We start from the raw sequence: 15,284 nt of genomic DNA, 5'->3' as shown, positions 1-15,284 counted from the left end.
CCTTGAGGGGGCGCCATCCGGGGGCGCCTCAGTACCGCTATTGACCGGTGCTGACCGCTCTGAAGGGCACGGATGGGGCATGAGTACCGAAGGCGGCTGTTGGCCCGGGGCTTTCTTCCGGCGCGGGACGGGAATCGATGCCGCGCTCTCGAAGGTTTCCACGATACTCAGATACCTTCCACCGCATCTGGTACCTGAGCAACGATTGCTTGGGCGGGGGAACGTGATGTCGGCAGGCTTGCTCCATGGCCGCCTTCGGAGTCCCAGACCGAAACCAGGGACAGCTCCATCTCCTCCGCGATCCGGCGTTGCTCCGCTTCCTCCATCAGGGCGCTCGCGGTGAGGGTGCCCAGCGGATAGGCGGCCTCCGCCATGAGCCGGGCGGCTGTGGCGGGGATGGTCTCCGGCGGAATCACCAGCAGGTCCCAACGGCCGGTGCTGTAGGAGAGCAGCAGCAGCTTGTGGGGATCTTGCTCGGCCTTGAACCAGCCGACACCCACCACATGCCCGTCGACGGGCACCTTCCGTGGGATGACCGGCCAGAACGTGGGGTTTACCGTGACGTGGGTGATCCGCCCCCACAGCGGGTCGAGGACGGCCGTCAGTGCGGGAAGTTCTGCCGTGAGGTCGCGGGAGCGGGGCCACCACGCACCGTCGAGCAGAGCCGGAGCGGTACCGGCCGGCGCCAGCATGAGTCGGAGGGGCAGTGAAGAGGTCCGGCCTTCGACCGCATGCGTATACCGAATGGTCGTGATCATGACGCGGACCCTGCCCCGGGCCGATCGAAACCCGCCCGGTGTCGTGAATCGCCGAAAACGACACGAGCACGGAGACTGGTGTACGAAGTGCCCTCGGTAGTTCCACCTTACTCGTGGTAAGACCCGCCGGACCGATACGGAGCCTCCCGTGCGGGCAACTGGACGGTCTCGTACGGCACCGGCTGCCGGCAGGGGACTGTCAGCCGCAGGGCCGCGTGGGTGGTGTGGTCAGCTGAGGAAAGACAGCCGGACTTGGCGTTCGGGGCTGTCCCGGTCGGTGTTCACCAGTACGACGGACTGCGAGGTCCCCAGCTCCAGCTCACCGTCGACTACGGGCAATGTGGCGTGTGGTGGGACCAGAGCCGGGAGCATGTGGGCCCTGCCGTGGCCAGGACTGCCGTGGCGGTCTTGCCAGCGGTCGTCCGCGGGAAGAACGTCGCGGAGGGCCGCCAACAGGTCATCGTCACTGCCCGCGCCGGTCTCGATGATGGCCAGGCCGGACGTCGCGTGGAGGGTGAAGATGTTCAGCAGTCCGTTTCGCCCGTGAGCGACCTCTCGGAGGAACGCGGAGCATGCGTTCGTGAGGTCGTGCAGGGTCTCCGTGGAGCCGGTTGTGATGTTGATCGTGCGGGTGGTGAAGGTGCCAGCCATGGTTCACCGATACCCGTTGCGGAGCCCGAGCACTGACGGCCGGATGGGTTGTTCCTCCGGGACTCCGCCGGTGAGGGCACACGCGCTCCCGTACCTGGACAGGTCCCTCATGCCGTCTCATCCGAGTCCCGTAAGCGAGACCTGGACCGCGACTTCCTCGCCTGCCCGGCCCCAGACGCATCCCTTTGCGTCCAGCCCCCGGCCAACGGCACCTGGAGTACCTGGCACCGCGTAGTCCGGGCAGCTCGGACTACGCCCGGGCTCCGCGTCAACCGTGCTCTTCCTCTTCAGACTCCATACGTCGAATGCCTTGGTGCGTCAGCGTGATCATGACCGGCGTATTGCCCGCGGCCCAGTCGACCGTGATCAGGCCCTCGCCGACCAGATAGGTGCAGGCGGCCGCCAGATCCTCTTGGGGGATCGCGAGTTCCTGGAGCAGCTTCGCCCCGGTGATCCCCAGAAGGCGGTTGCCTTCAGTGGCCTCGTACAGAGCCTGCATGATCTTCTCGCGGTACGCCTTCCGGTCGGCTAGTGATGCCATGACTGCCACCTCTGGGAGAAAAGGCGCCGTGCTTATCGCGGCGGAGGGGTGCTGGGATGCCCGGCGAGGCGCCGATTCTGTCGCAGCTGCTTATCTGAGGCCCGGCTCCCTCAGACCTCGTCCGGATGCGGGCGGTCACGCGCGGCTGACTTGCTGGTCACCAGCCACGGCAGGGCCGTCCCATTGGGCTCGGGCGTGTGCGTGGTGTCCACAGTGATGTGGAGCCGGGTCCCGCCATCGTGGCCGGCGGGGTAGCTGCGCTGTTCGGTGGCAGGGAAGCAGTGCCGCAGAACTTCTGTGACGCGGCGGGCGGCCTCGGGGGATGCGGCGACGATACGGACCTCGGCCATCCCTGCCGAAGGCATCGGTTCTACAGGTCTCATGCCAGCCTCTTTGCCAGGCGGGTGAGGTGCCCACGGGGTGAGGCGAAGGCTCACACCTACCGCCAGTCATGGAACGGTTGGCGTCCTCACCGCCCTTATCGTGCTGTCCGCGGCGAGTTGCCGATGGACGGAGGGATGAACCGGCCGGACCCACCGCCGGTCTTCCTGCTCCGGCAAGACATCGCTGCTGTGAAAGCTTGCGTCCCTCTCGCTTTCACCGAGAGGGATACCGGCAAGCGGTGGGAGCGCTCGAAATATCCCGATGGGTTCACCGTACTCCGGCCGACGGTCCACCGAACCCACACGAGACCAGGCGTTCGTGGGGGCGGCCCGTGCCCTATCGCCCTCGGCGGTCGGGGCGTGAGAAGAGGTCCTCCAGCGCTGCGGGGGGTGTCGGTGAGGGCACTTGGGTACACCACCTCTGCCAACGCTGACCACGACCGCCGCGTCGGACCGCGCGCCGACGGTACAGACGACCGCGCCGAGGGTCGTGAGGGCGTCGCTGAGCTCAGTGTTGATCACGTTGCTGACCTCGGCATCACCGGCCGGCAACCGGCCATACCGGCACTGAAGGCGAGGCGGGCCGAGCCGGGGCGGCCGCCCTCGCTCACTGGGTGACTGCGGTGAGCAAGTCGGCTCCCGGAAGCTCTGCCGGCGCGGTAGTGATGTTGGTGAGGGGCTCTCGCGAAGCCGACAAGGCGTTGCGCATGTCGACCGCATCCGGTCCGGCGGCCGACTGGACCACTGGTACCTGCGCCGTGACCTGTCGATCGCCCTGCTCCACACCGATACGACCCTCACCCTCCGGGAGCTGGCCGACTTCACCGTCACGGCCAACGGCAGGCAGCTGATGCTGAACGTCGCCGACATCATCGACAGCGTCCGCCACGTGCTGGCCCCTGACCGACGGTGGCCTGCTGGGCTGACGCAGGGGGACCCCACCGAACCCAACATCGCCGACCCGCTGTGCTGGCTCGACTTCGAGTTCGCCGGCCGCTACACCGCCGCGGGCGAAGCCGCGAACCTGCTCTGGTACCTGATGGCTTTGGGCGGCTGGCTCGTTCCCCGCGACCAGCCTGACGTGTACGCCCGCACCCTCCGCCTCGCCCTGCTGCCCCAGTCCCGCCCACACATCGAGCACTTGGAGCTGCTCAGGGCACCCGGCACATCGACGTCCGGTACTCCTGGCATACCGGGCCCGGCCGCCGCGCGGCCATCACGCGGTCCCTGGACGGTCTGCGGGGGCAGGGCGCCGGCCCGGACGGGCTCCACGCCTTCCTCGCCCTGCGCATCCTCGGCGTCATCCCGGCAGCCCGGCTGACCGGCCACGACCTCCTGCTCGTACTGATCAAGCTCGCCGAGAGCCAGGACCCCCTCACGACCCTCGACACGTTCTTCACCACCGAACCGGCCCCTCATTCCAACCCTGGCGAACGGAGCAGCAATGTCCCTGCCCCTGCTTGAAAGCCTTCTCCAGGCCCGGCCCCTGCAGGGCCGCATCGCCCTCGTCACCGGCGGCGCCACCGGCATCGGCGCCGAAATCGGACGGGCACTCGCTACCGCGGGAGCCACCGTCGCCGTCAACCACCTCGCCCAGGACCCCGACGCCATGCTCCCCTCGCCGCCTTCGAGCGAGACGGCAGCCCCGGGATCGCGGTGAACGCCGACCTGACCGACCCCGGCGCCGTCCAGACCATGACCGACCTCGTCCGCGCCGAGATCGGCCCCATCGACATCCTCGTGAACAACGCCGGCTCCTACCCCCGCGTCCCCTGGCAGGACACCGACGAGGCCGCCTGGAACTACTCCCTCGACGTGAACCTCACCGCCCACTACCGCATCTGCCACGCGGTGACCCCCGGCATGGTCGAACGCCGGTGGGGCCGGATCGTCAACATCGGCAGCGTCAATGCCCGCGCCGGCCGCACCAACCTCGTCGCGTACAGCACCGCGAAGGCCGGGCTGCTGGGCTTGACCCGTTCCCTCGCCCGCGAACTCGGCCCGTACGGCGTCTGCGTCAACACCGTCCTGCCCGGAGCCATCCAGGTTGAGGCCGAGACCGCCATCCCGGCCCAGTTCCGGGCCCGCCCTGCAGACCAGATCCAGCGGCAGTGCGTTCCCCGCCGTGGGCGGCCCGAAGACGTGGCGGCCCTGGTCGCGTTCCTCGTCGGCCCCTCCGCGTCGTTCATCACTGGGCAATCCGTACACGTCGACGGCGGCTGGCTGCTGCACTGAGACCGCCAACAACCAAGGAAAGAGCACCACATGATCGAGCGAGTCCGCGCTGTCCTCGTCACCCCGAACGACACGATGCTGGTCATCCGCCGCACCCGGCCCGGCATCCCCGTCTACTGGGTCCTGCCCGGAGGCGGCGTCGAGGCCACCGACGAGTCCCGGGAGGCCGCCCTCCACCGGGAGATCCATGAGGAGATCGCCGGCAAGGCCGACATCGTCCGCCTCCTGCACACGCTGGAGACTGACGACGAGCGACAGCTCTTCTACCTCGCCCGCATCGAGGCATGGTCCTTCGATGACCGAACCGGACCCGAGTTCAGCGCCGAAGGCCGGGGCGAATACGCGCTGGAGGAGATCCCGCTGACTGCGGCCGGGATCGGCGGCATCAACCTCAAACCCGAAGAGATCGCACACATCCTGCGGGACGCCGTCGGGGACGGGGTCTTTGCCGAGGCGAGGGTCATCCCGAACTAGGCGGACAGAAGCGGGGAATGGACTGTCTCAACCGGCGAGGTCCTCCATTCGGGAACCCGGCACGGCGACGGCCGCGGACGCTCGCAGACTCGCCGTGGCGTGTCCTGGTCGAGGGGCCTCGCCGACGCCCCGTCTCGTTCCGCCTGGGCTGCCGTCACACTCCATCGGGTGATGCTTCCGGGCGCTGCCCCGGCCCGACTTGGGCTGGGGCAGACTCGCAGCCATCGGTTCCCGTGAACCCAAGGGCCAGAGCCGCCGGACAAGGCTGAAGACCAATGAGTTCGCCCCAAAGCTCCTTCAGTTCGCACGAACTCATGGGCCTCACGGCCCCGTCCTCGTATAGCTACCGCCAGGTGGCGTGTAGCGCTGAGTAACTACTTGGGGCTGCGGTCGCGCTGCTGGAGGGCGGCGAAGTCGGCGTGCGCCGTCTCGACGGCCTCCGGGCACGCCTGGGTCTTCTCGTGCTCGGCCAGCGCCCGGCAGATGCTGGAGAGGCTGGGGCTCTGGCCCTTGCGGCGGCCGGTGGGGATGAGCAGGTCCCTGACCAGGGCGGGGGTGCCAAGCCCTGTGGGCGCCGCGCTGCTCGGCGGTGGCCCACGAGGCATGAGGACTCATGGCGGTGCAGATTGCCCACTTCCGCCGGATTCGAGGAGTCCCCGAAGCAGATTTGGGAGATGTCCAGGATGGTCTGCCGACTGCCCTCATGCCGGGCATCGGCGAGTGCCTCATGCAGACAGGGCACCGTCTCCAGGTCGAATCGCTGCGCCGGCTGTGAGGAGGAGGGGCGGTGTACGTCCCCGCATCCATTATCCGCCGATGGGGCGTTCTGGCTTTATGCGCGAGAGTGGGCTCTGGCCTACTGTGAAGTAGGCACGCTGAGTGACGAACGCCCGCCTGGGATGAGCCCACAGCGCAGACAAGCAAAAGTGGCGTCCGGAGGTTCAACAGTTCCGGCGGTGACGGCTGCCCTCGTCCTCCGGGCCGAGGGCGGCTTGGCGAACGGCGGATGGGCTGCGGGGGCTTCGGCTCCGTCGGCTCCGTAGCGGCGGTGGCTGTCGGCTCAATCGAGGGTGGCGAGATGATCGGCGTCGCCGCCGCGCCACTCGATGAGGAAGATGGTCGCGTCGTCGCTGGTGACGCCGCCTCGTTCCTGTTTCAGGGCGTGGGAGAGCGCGCGCACCACCGGCCGCACCGCCGTGTGGTCACGGACGGCTCGGTTGGTCCACTCGATGAGTTGCTCCTCACCGAACTCTTCACCACCGGCTTGATGCTCTTCAATCAGGCCATCGGTGAAACACAGCAACCGGTCCCCGGGCTGCAGCATCCGCTCGCTGACTACCGGCTCCTCACCGCCGAAGCCGACCGGCAATGTGGTCGGGCTCTCCAACCGATCCACCACGGCGCGGCCACGGATCAGCAGCGGTGCCGGGTGGCCGGCATTGACCCATTGCAGCCGGCCCGTGGCGATGTTCAGACACATCATCTGGGCGGTGACGAAGTGGTCGGGGCCGAACTGCTCATTGATGGCCTTGTCCATGAATGCATACACCTGGGACAGACCGGTGTTGGCCCGTCGCGCGTGGCGGTAGGCCCCGATGGCCACCGTCGCCATGGTCGCCGCGTCCAGACCGTGGCCCATCGCGTCGATCATGGCCACATGAAGGATGTCGCCGTTGAGGGCGTAGTCGAAGCTGTCGCCGGCCACGTCGTAGGCGGGCTCCAGAATTCCGGCCACCTCGACCTGCGGAACAGTCATCGACAGCGGGGGCAGCAACGACCACTGGATCTCTGCGGCCACGCTCATCGGGGCGCTGCGTCGGGCCTGGAAGAACAGGTCGGTGTAGGCGTCTTTGGTGACGATCATGTCCGCGACCAGCCCGGCGAGTCTGCGCAGCAACCGCCGGTCGTCGTCATCGACGCTGTCCAGGGTGACGGCCATCGCCCCGACCTGGTCACTGCCGTCCAGCAGTGGCAGATACATCCGCACGGTGCCGTCCTGCGGTACCTCTACCGTTCTGCGGCTCAGGAACGCCTTGCCGGCGGGTGAGTCCTCGACCGGTTCGGGGTCACCGACCGTCAGCCGCTGGCCCGGCAGCGGCACCAGCAGCATCTGTTCGTAGTCCTGCAAGAGGATCGAGAGGTCCCGGCCACCGACCCTGGCCACCTCTTCCGCAACGAGCGGGGCGATCAACTGCGGCGGCATCTCGTGAGCCCGGTCCAGCAGCAAACCCAGCAACCGCTCACCAAACCCCTCCGACCGGTCCACCCCGAACTTGCTCGGCTTTCGCCCGCCTTCGGACATCGGTGCTTGCATCCCTTCGTGTCGCGGCATGGGAATTCAGTGGGCGGTCGGTTGTGTGGAGCCGGTACGAAGCGGTACGAAGCGGTGCCACCCCGGATGGGGAGCAGCTTCTCCCTCCCTCTAGGCGCCGACGCCTTCAGCACCCCAGCCACATATTCCGGCTCACGGTGCCCCCGACCCGACGCACATCCCGACATACTCGGATCCAGCGGGCAGTCAACGGCGATCCGCTCGAAAGAACGTTCACACGCCCCATACGCACAGGGCTCCTCGCACGACAGTGATCAACCCGTACAGCCTGACACCGCCAACCGGCCCAACGAGCCGATTACGCCAGAGGCGGCATGTCCCACCCGGTCAGAACAGTTGGCATGCATGGCCCCTGCTCAAACGGGTCCTCCTTCCGCGACCTGGCTGCGGCCGGCCGGTACAGGGGTTCGCGGTGTCGGCGCCGAATAGCTGCGGTGCCGGCAGTGGCGCCCCCGGCCCGAAGGGCGCCGGTGTCCGCGGTGTGGCCGATGCGCATGATGACCTCCGACCAGGGGAGTCATGAGCATGCATCTGGCATGGGCAGGGGTCGGTGTCCCCAGATACCGCCTCCGGCAAGTGTCCGCCCAGGCGCGGCAGGTGTCTCGTGCAGGCGCCCCCCGCCGTCGCTGACTGCGCGGGGCACCCGCAGCTTCTCAGCTTTCCAGGGCGTGGTCGATCATGTTGCCGTTGCTGCAGTTGTTGGTGTGGTCACCGACCCAATCACCGATAACAGGCACGGCGGCGACTTCCTGCAGGCACGCCACGGACTCGGTGAAGTTCCAGTTGTTGGCGGCGTTGACGCCGCTGCCGAAGTTGCTGTCGTTGTCGGCGTGCGCCGGGGCCGCCATGCCGACGATCGCGAGCGGCAGGGTAGCGAGCATGATGATCTTCTTCATGTCCCGGAGCAACGAGCGCCACCACCACAGGATGCGCCGCTTCTCGCGGCTCACTCGCCGAGCGGTCGATTGTGGGCCGCGCCCAGCGGGGCTCATTCGACGGCGGTTTTGTAGGAGCGAATTCGCGCGACGTGACTGGCGTATGTCGCAGGTCACGTGAAATGGGTCTCGTGATTTGAGAAGGTCCGGCGGGCAGGTGGTGCAAGTGGTGCGTCGCGCCCCCTCCGAGCAGGGAATTCCGGCGAGTTGGGGCACGCGGGGGGCACGGAGAGGTCGAAGAGGTCTAGACAACAAACAAGGCCCAGGTCACTGACCTGGGCCTTCGTCATGGAGCGGGTGACGAGAATCGAACTCGCGCTCTGAGCTTGGGAATCACCCGGCGCTTCGGCAGGTGAGTGGCCTCTGACCTGCGGGAATGATGACTCCTGGCCCTGTTCTGGCTGCCCTGGCGAACCCTGTGTTGTCCGCTGTTCACCGTCCTCACTGGCACGTTGTGGCACGGCCTTGCTGCAGGCGCCCTCGACCGCCTCTCCCCAGGCGCCGGTTCGGAGTCAGATCAGCGAGCGACCGGTCGGCCCGAGCCGGAGTACCTGAGGTGCCGCTGTCTGTTCCCGCTCGACACCCGGCAGGATCTCGTCCCGTGCGAGGGGGTGGACTTGCAGGTCGGCGAGATGCCGACGGTGCGCACTCTCGTCGGGGTACGAGGTGAAGATCGCGGCGACGTTCTCGCCGGCGCGGACCGGCAGCCCGGCGAATGTGTTGTGCGCGTGCTCGGTGGTCAGGAAGGCGAGCGGTGCGGGTCCCGTCTCCTGGAGCGCGGGGAGGAAGCCGTCCCGGATCAGCGCGATGCCGTCCTGCCGTCCGGGAGGGAAGGACCACACGGTGGCGGACACGAACCGGTCAGGCGCCGTAGCGCTGACCGGGGGCCGCCCGGACAGGGAGCCGGTGAAGCCGCCCCCGGCCGACACGGGGCGCAGGAGGAGGACATCGTCGGAGTCAATCATGGTGTCGTTCGCCTGCGGACCGTGCTCGGCCCAGACGGGTCCGCCGTAGAAGTTCGTGAGCGCGCGATGGCGCGCCTCCATGTCCCGGAATCCGCGCAACCAGACGAAGCGGTCCGGATCGTCGAGGTCCCGGAACTGGCCGAGCACACTCATCCCCACGTCTTCCTGGGATTCGACGAACTCCCGGTCGAACAGCTCGATGAGTTCGTCGCGCCGGCGAGGACGCAGCGTGTACTGGCGAAGCTCGATCACGGCCAGTGGGCCGACGAGTTCGGTGGGTGGCACAGCAAGACTCCTGTTCGGTGTTCTCCGTGCAGGGCTCCCGGCCTGTTCGGTCGTAGCCGGGAAGTGGTTCGACGGTAGGGGAGCTGTGTGACAGGTGCTGTCAGGGTTTCCGGGGAGAATGCGCGCATGTCTGCCAGTCGACTGCTCTCGGTGCTGCTGTTGCTGCAATCGCGGGGCCGTATGTCCGCGCGGGGAATCGCCGACGAGCTGAACGTGTCCGTGCGCACCGCCTACCGTGACGTGGCGCGCCTGCAGTCAGCAGGGGTCCCGGTCTACGCGGAGCCGGGCCGCGGGGGCGGCTACCAGCTGCTCGACGGCTACCGCACCCGTCTCACCGGGATGAGCGAGGGCGAGGCGCGGACACTGTTCTTTGCCGGACTGCCCGGGCCCGCCGCCGACCTGGGATTCACGGCCGAGATGTCGGCGGCCCGGCTGAAGCTTCTCGCCGCGCTGCCGGCAGGACTGCGCGAGGAGGCGGCACGGGCCGCGGCTGTGTTCCACCTGGACGCCCCCGGCTGGTACCGGGAACCCGAACAGATACCGCATCTCCCCTTGTTCGTCGACGCGGTGCTCACCCGGCGTGCGGTGGATGTGCGCTACCGCCGCTGGCGCGCCCCGCAGGAGGTGAATCGCCACCTCCACCCCTACGGCCTGGTACTCAAGTCCGGTACCTGGTACCTCGTGGCCGCCACCGACAAGGGGACCGCGACCTACCGCGTCGCCCAAGTCCTCGACGCGGTGCTGGGCGACGAGCGGTTCGACCGGCCGCAGGACTTCGACCTGGGCGCGTACTGGGTCTCCTACCTCGATGACTTCCAGGCTCGCCGCTACACCGGCACAGCCACCGTCCGCCTGTCTCCCCGGGGACGCCGGCGCCTGCCCGACAACGTCCCCCCGGAGGTGGTGCGGGCAGTCGACTCCACCGCGACCGCCGTCGGCGACGACGGATGGGTCGAGGCGGTCATCCCGGTCGAGGGCACCGAGCACGCCTGCGGCGAGCTGCTGAGGCTCGGTGGGGATGTCGAGGTCGTTGCACCGGCCGAACTCCGCCAGGCCATGGCCGCCACCGTGGGGATACTCGCCCGAGCCTACGAGAACAAGGGGCCAGGGGGTGCGCTGGTCCGCGACGCCTAGAGAAGTCTGGGCAACGACGAGGCCCCAGATCGCTGACCTGGGGCCTCGTGGAAGAGCGGGTGACGAGAATCGAACTCGCGCTGGACGATATGTGAGGCGTCACCGGGTACGGCGGTCCCGCCGATCTCCTCGGTGATCGTGCGTGCCTTGGCCTCGTCCAGGTCGTTCACCACCACCCGGGCACCCTCCGCGGCGAATCGGCGGGCCAGCGCGGCACCTCCGCCGCCCGCCCCGGTCACCACAACTCCCGCACCGCGCACCGTGTCCGCTGTCAGCACTCCCTTGGCCGGACGCCACCGAGGCGCATACTAAGCGGTCGGTTTGCTCCCCTGGAAGGGGGCGTACCGGGGTGTCGGAGGCGCGGATGGCGTCACGCGCACAGCAAGCAGCGGGGTGGGGCTGCCTCCACCCCCTGGTGGACCCAGCCCCATCGCCGGTGGACCTAGCCCCACCCCCGGATCCGGGAGTGGGGTGGATGGATCATCACCGGGCCGCTCGCCACGCTGGAAGCCATGACACGACTAACGCGAAAGCAGAACAGGCTCCTGGTCTCCGCGGCCCTGTGCACCAGCGCACTGGTGGTGGCCGCCGCCCCGGTCCAGGCGATGGGGCCGGCACCGACGCACGCCCCCGCCACCACCTCCGCGGCTCACCTCCGCGGCCCGGCCACCCCCGGCGATCCGCAGGAGAAGGACGCGGTGCGCGCCATCGAGCGCGCCGCGCATCCGCTGCTGTCCACCGAACCCACCGGCGGCTTCCGCGATCTGCGCCCGTTCGGGCGGATGGTGGGGAACGCCACCATCGTGGGCATCGGCGAGGCCACCCACAGTTCACACGAGTTCTTCTCCTTCAAGCACCGCGCGTTCCGCTACCTGGTCCAGGAGAAGGGCTTCCGCACCTTCGCGCTGGAGGCGCCCTGGAGCACCGGTCAGCGACTCAACGACTATGTGCAGTACGGCAAGGGCGACCCGCGGCAGATCATGCGGGACGAGTTCCGCAACTCCTACCAGGTCTGGCAGAACCAGGAATACCTGCGGCTGATCGAGTGGATGCGCTCGTGGAACGTGGCGCACCCCGGCGACCCGGTGCAGTTCATGGGCGATGACTTCGGCTACGCCGGGCCCGACCTGTACGACCGGGTGGCCTCGTACGTCGGGCAGCGCTTCCCCGCGCTACTGCCCCAGTTCACCGCTCTGTACCAGGGGCTGCGCCCGACCACCGACGTGGACACCTATGTCCACGCCTATCTGGCCAAGCCGATCGCCGAGCGGAAGGAGATGGCGCAGCGCACCGGGCAGGCGCTGGCACTGTTGCAGGGCCAACGGCCGGGCGGCGGGAAGGCCGAGCAGGAGGCGTACACCTGGGCGGTGCAGCATGCCCGTGCCATCGACCAGACCGCCACCGGGTACAGCTACGACTTCACCGAGCCCACCCAGGGCGCCGCGGCCATGCGCTACCGCGACCAGGTGATGGCGGACAACACGGTGTGGTGGCAGCGGCACACCGGGGACCGGGTGCTGCTCTCCGCGCACAACGCCCATGTCGCCTACGACACCTACTCCCCGAAGGAGTACCCGAGGATGCAGGGCGCGTTCATCCGCGACAAGATCGGCTCGTCCTATCTGAGCGTGGGGTTCGCCTTCGACCAGGGCTCGTTCAACGCCGACGGGCCGAACGGCGCGCTGACCCGGTACACCGTCGGTCCCGCCGAGCGGGGCAGCAACGAGCGCACCCTGGACGCGGTGCGCTACCGGGACTACATGGTGGACCTGCGCACCGCGCCGACGGCGGCCCGCAACTGGCTGGCGGTCGCCCGGCCGACCCGCAGCATCGGCACCTCGTACCCGGATCACGCGGTGTACCCCGTATCGCTGCTGCCCTCGCACGATGTGCTCATCCATCTGCACCGGATCAACGCGGCCGGTCTGCTGGACCACTGAGCTCGGCGCTCTGGTGGCGGGCGTGCTCGCGGCGCAGGCCGCCCCAGAGCAGATTGAGCGGATGGCCCGGGGCCAGTGCGGTGCGCTCACCGGCCCGTACGAAGGCCCCGGACAGCACCGCGAGTCCGGAGGAGACATCGTCCACCAGCTCCAGGGTGCGCAGCCCCTTGTCTGCCAGCGACCGGGACGCGCCCCCTGGGATGGGCTGGACGTTCTCCTCCAGGAGCCAGCCGTCGGCCAGCGCCTCGCCGATCCCCTGGGTGACCAGCAGGCAGCCACGCAGTACCCGGGAGGTCAGCAGTTCCAGACCGTACGGGAGGGTGTCGATGGCGGCGGCGATCCGCAGCTCCTCGCGGTAGCGCCCGCCGAACCAACCGTGCAGGAAGCCGGCGATGAGACCGTCCGAGGAGACCGCGAGGGGGCAGTCGGGCAGTTCGCTCACGGCCACTGTGGGGCAGGGCAGGCGCCGCTCGAAGAGGTTGGAGACCAGCGCCAGACCGCTGCGCCGCCACTCCAGCACCTCATAGCGGGCCAGGCGCTCATCGCCGGCGCCGGTGGTCAGGGTGCTGCCGCAGACCAGGTCGAGGTCATGGCTGTCGAGTTTGCCGAGCAGTTCGGCGGTACGTACATGAGCGACCGTCAGCCGCACTCCTTCCGATTGGAAGGTGTCCGTCACTCGTTCCACCGCGTTCAGCAGGAAGCCGAGGGTGTAGCGGGTGGAGCCGACGGCGAGCCGGGCGCCGGATCGGCTGCGGCAGCGCTCGGCACCCTCCGCCCACCCGTCCAGGGTGCCGCGTGCCAGCTCGGCGAGGGCCACGCCGGTGGCGGTGAACAGCACGCTCTCGCCACGGCCCCGCTTGCGTACTAGGGGCTCGCCGCAGAGCTCGCCATAGCTCCGGTTCATGGTGTCGAGCTGCTTCTGCACACTGGACTGGCTGCGGCCCAGTAATCTCGCGGCGCCCAGCGCGCTGCCCGTCTCGCGTACCGCGAGCAGGGTGCGGAGCTGGTCCATGGTGGTATCGAGCAGCGCCGGTGGGTAGTCCCATCGGCCGGGCACGGAGGTGGTGTCTGCCTCTGCCTGCGTTCAGCTCATCCTCTTCAGCGGGCTGCGATCGGGCAACTGCCCTCCACGCTCGGCCGGTTGGGGTACCGGCCGGGTGCCTCGATTCCGGTGCCGGATCAGCGGTGTGCGGGGGAACTCCACCACCTGCTGGTAGGTGGGCCGGTTCTGCCAGTTGATGGTGTTCTGGCTGATCCCGCCGATCGGGCGGTGGATGACGGCGTCCGCGCACCACTGGTCCCCGGCCGCGCAGTTGGCGTCGTCGGGGTAGACCTCGGTGGCGGGCTTGTCCACGGCCTGCCGCAGCGCGCCCAGCAGGGTGTCCCCGGCAGGCGCTCAGCTCACCGTTGCCGCAGTAGGGCTTGGCCAGGCCGCCCTGTACCGGATCGCCGAGCACGGCACGCAGATCATTGTCGGCGTAGGGTGCGTCCGCAGTCGCCGTCGAACGCCAGCACGCTACGCAGTTCGGTGGCGCCGGCTGCGGTGCTGTTCATGGCGGTGCCGTCCCTCGTTGAGGTGGCCTCGCGGCCCCTGCGGGTGCGGCGGTGGAGGACCTCGTCGAAGGTGGCGCGGGCGCCAGTGGGGTCGATGTAGTGCATGGCCAGGAGGGCGGCGATGACGGCGCCGACGAGGTCGTTCTGGACCTCGGACCAGGCGTGGTCGTCGCCGCAGGTGGTGAGGCCCTTCAGCCCGTGGAGGGCGTGCATGGCCTCGCCGGCCTCTTCGGCGACCTTGCCGACCTGGAGGCTCTTGAGTTCTTCGTCGGGCAGATGGGCGCCTGCCGCTCGGCAGACGGCGGAGAGCTTCTCGATGTTGTCCCACAGGGTGTCCACGTCGGACCTCCGATCGATGGGTTCGGCTATTCCTGTGCGGGTCGTCCGAGCTGGCGCACGGTCCATCCGGCCATGCGCCAGGCATCGGCGTCGATGAGGTTGCGGAGGTCGACGAGGACCGGGTCCGCGACCAGTGGGGCGAGGGCCTTGGGGTCGGCCTCGCGGAAGTGGGGCCATTCGGTGGCCAGGACGATCAGTTCGGTGCCTTGGACGGAGTCGTCGAGGGCGTCGGCGTAGTCGAGTTCGGGGTTGCGGCGCAGCGCGGTGGGCACGGCGTGCGGGTCGTGGACGGTGACGATGGCGCCGCGCTGGTGCATCAGGGAAGCGACTGCCAGGGCGGGGGATTCGCGGACGTCGTTGGTGCCGGCCTTGAAGGAGGCGCCCCAGATGGTGACGCGCACGCCCTCGACGGAGCGGCCGAGGGCCTGCTCGATGAGTTTCAGGGCGGCGGTGGGACGGGACTCGTTGACCTGCTCGGCGGCCCGCAGAAGGGTTGCTGCCTCGGTGGCTCCGAGGGCGCTGGCGGAGGCGGTGAAGGCGGAGCACCGAGGGCACCGCTTCCGTCGCAAGCACCTCGTCCCGGCGCCGGAAGGGGACGCTCTCGCGGATCTCCACGAGCGCCTGGCGGCGATCGACGCAGCGAAAGACACCTGGCAAGGTCGTCGTGGAGACGCTGCCCGAGCAGTTCGAGAAGGCGCTCGCCCATCTCCTCGCCGCCCGCGCGACCGCCGACGTGGCCCTGCAGTGGCCTCGCTCAT

At 68.9% G+C, this 15,284-nt stretch carries 17 protein-coding genes and 2 pseudogenes; 6 read left to right on the top strand and 13 right to left on the bottom strand.

Annotated elements, in window-relative coordinates; translation table 11 throughout:
• Nucleotides 1-167 precede the first annotated feature (167 nt).
• From OG306_RS18160 to OG306_RS18145, 4 genes are all read right to left on the bottom strand, one after another.
• Nucleotides 168-758, bottom strand: a complete 591-nt coding sequence (locus OG306_RS18160) for a DUF5994 family protein (RefSeq protein WP_266747159.1) — start codon at nt 756-758, stop codon at nt 168-170.
• Between the two features lie 228 nt (nt 759-986).
• On the bottom strand, nt 987-1,409 hold the full coding sequence (locus tag OG306_RS18155; protein ID WP_266747158.1) for a YjbQ family protein: 423 nt from the start codon (nt 1,407-1,409) through the stop codon (nt 987-989).
• A 268-nt stretch (nt 1,410-1,677) separates the two neighbouring features.
• Nucleotides 1,678-1,950: a hypothetical protein gene (locus OG306_RS18150; RefSeq protein ID WP_266747157.1), complete on the bottom strand. Its 273-nt coding sequence runs from the start codon at nt 1,948-1,950 to the stop codon at nt 1,678-1,680.
• A gap of 110 nt (nt 1,951-2,060) precedes the next feature.
• Nucleotides 2,061-2,333: a hypothetical protein gene (locus OG306_RS18145; protein ID WP_266747156.1), complete on the bottom strand. Its 273-nt coding sequence runs from the start codon at nt 2,331-2,333 to the stop codon at nt 2,061-2,063.
• Nucleotides 2,334-3,183: 850 nt separating this feature from the next.
• Here OG306_RS18145 and OG306_RS18140 point away from each other — a divergent pair.
• The 4 genes from OG306_RS18140 to OG306_RS18125 all read left to right on the top strand — a co-directional run bounded on the left by OG306_RS18140 (nt 3,184) and on the right by OG306_RS18125 (nt 5,042).
• Nucleotides 3,184-3,654, top strand: coding sequence for a hypothetical protein (locus tag OG306_RS18140; RefSeq protein ID WP_266747155.1), 471 nt, complete (start codon nt 3,184-3,186; stop codon nt 3,652-3,654).
• A 123-nt stretch (nt 3,655-3,777) separates the two neighbouring features.
• Entirely contained in the window at nt 3,778-3,993 is a 216-nt protein-coding gene (locus tag OG306_RS18135; RefSeq protein ID WP_266747154.1) for an SDR family NAD(P)-dependent oxidoreductase, read from the top strand.
• On the top strand, nt 3,990-4,568 hold the full coding sequence (locus tag OG306_RS18130) for an SDR family NAD(P)-dependent oxidoreductase (protein ID WP_266747153.1): 579 nt from the start codon (nt 3,990-3,992) through the stop codon (nt 4,566-4,568). Before OG306_RS18135 ends, OG306_RS18130 begins: the two co-directional genes overlap by 4 nt.
• A 30-nt stretch (nt 4,569-4,598) precedes the next feature.
• Nucleotides 4,599-5,042, top strand: coding sequence for an NUDIX hydrolase (locus OG306_RS18125; protein WP_266747152.1), 444 nt, complete (start codon nt 4,599-4,601; stop codon nt 5,040-5,042).
• Between the two features lie 374 nt (nt 5,043-5,416).
• Here the strand turns inward: OG306_RS18125 and OG306_RS18120 are convergent, their stop codons facing one another.
• The 4 genes from OG306_RS18120 to OG306_RS18105 all read right to left on the bottom strand — a co-directional run bounded on the left by OG306_RS18120 (nt 5,417) and on the right by OG306_RS18105 (nt 9,559).
• Entirely contained in the window at nt 5,417-5,647 is a 231-nt protein-coding gene (locus tag OG306_RS18120; protein ID WP_266747151.1) for a hypothetical protein, read from the bottom strand.
• A gap of 455 nt (nt 5,648-6,102) precedes the next feature.
• The gene (locus OG306_RS18115) at nt 6,103-7,344 is read right to left on the bottom strand and encodes a PP2C family protein-serine/threonine phosphatase (RefSeq protein WP_266747150.1); all 1,242 of its coding nucleotides are present in this window, start codon (nt 7,342-7,344) and stop codon (nt 6,103-6,105) included.
• Nucleotides 7,345-8,027: 683 nt separating this feature from the next.
• Nucleotides 8,028-8,270, bottom strand: coding sequence for a hypothetical protein (locus tag OG306_RS18110; RefSeq protein WP_266752281.1), 243 nt, complete (start codon nt 8,268-8,270; stop codon nt 8,028-8,030).
• 551 nt (nt 8,271-8,821) lie between these two features.
• A complete protein-coding gene (locus OG306_RS18105; protein ID WP_371665504.1) occupies nt 8,822-9,559 on the bottom strand; it encodes an NIPSNAP family protein in 738 nt (245 codons plus the stop codon).
• A 126-nt stretch (nt 9,560-9,685) separates the two neighbouring features.
• Here OG306_RS18105 and OG306_RS18100 point away from each other — a divergent pair, with 126 nt between their 5' ends.
• The gene (locus OG306_RS18100; RefSeq protein WP_371665503.1) at nt 9,686-10,693 is read left to right on the top strand and encodes a helix-turn-helix transcriptional regulator; all 1,008 of its coding nucleotides are present in this window, start codon (nt 9,686-9,688) and stop codon (nt 10,691-10,693) included.
• Between the two features lie 65 nt (nt 10,694-10,758).
• Here the strand turns inward: OG306_RS18100 and OG306_RS18095 are convergent.
• A pseudogene (locus OG306_RS18095) lies at nt 10,759-10,953 on the bottom strand (SDR family NAD(P)-dependent oxidoreductase); the annotation flags it as partial.
• A gap of 252 nt (nt 10,954-11,205) precedes the next feature.
• On the opposite strand from OG306_RS18095, the gene OG306_RS18090 reads away from it, so the two are divergent.
• Complete coding sequence (locus OG306_RS18090) at nt 11,206-12,633, top strand: erythromycin esterase family protein (RefSeq protein ID WP_371665502.1); 1,428 nt, start codon at nt 11,206-11,208, stop codon at nt 12,631-12,633.
• Here OG306_RS18090 and OG306_RS18085 read toward each other — a convergent pair.
• The 4 genes and pseudogenes from OG306_RS18085 to OG306_RS18070 form a co-directional block, all read right to left on the bottom strand.
• The gene (locus tag OG306_RS18085; protein WP_371665501.1) at nt 12,605-13,690 is read right to left on the bottom strand and encodes a LysR family transcriptional regulator; all 1,086 of its coding nucleotides are present in this window, start codon (nt 13,688-13,690) and stop codon (nt 12,605-12,607) included. The genes OG306_RS18090 and OG306_RS18085 overlap by 29 nt on opposite strands.
• A gap of 135 nt (nt 13,691-13,825) precedes the next feature.
• Nucleotides 13,826-14,114: pseudogene (locus tag OG306_RS18080) on the bottom strand (penicillin acylase family protein); the annotation flags it as partial.
• On the bottom strand, nt 14,101-14,526 hold the full coding sequence (locus OG306_RS18075) for a MazG-like family protein (RefSeq protein ID WP_371665500.1): 426 nt from the start codon (nt 14,524-14,526) through the stop codon (nt 14,101-14,103). The gene OG306_RS18075 and the pseudogene OG306_RS18080, both read right to left, overlap by 14 nt.
• A gap of 26 nt (nt 14,527-14,552) precedes the next feature.
• On the bottom strand, nt 14,553-15,095 hold the full coding sequence (locus tag OG306_RS18070; RefSeq protein WP_371665499.1) for a UDP binding domain-containing protein: 543 nt from the start codon (nt 15,093-15,095) through the stop codon (nt 14,553-14,555).
• Nucleotides 15,096-15,284 lie beyond the last annotated feature (189 nt).

Origin of the sequence: Streptomyces sp. NBC_01241, from assembly GCF_041435435.1 — a bacterium.
Taxonomy (GTDB): Bacteria; Actinomycetota; Actinomycetes; order Streptomycetales; family Streptomycetaceae; genus Streptomyces.
Note: the sequence above shows the minus strand (reverse complement) of the source record. Positions and strands in the feature narration are given on the sequence as shown.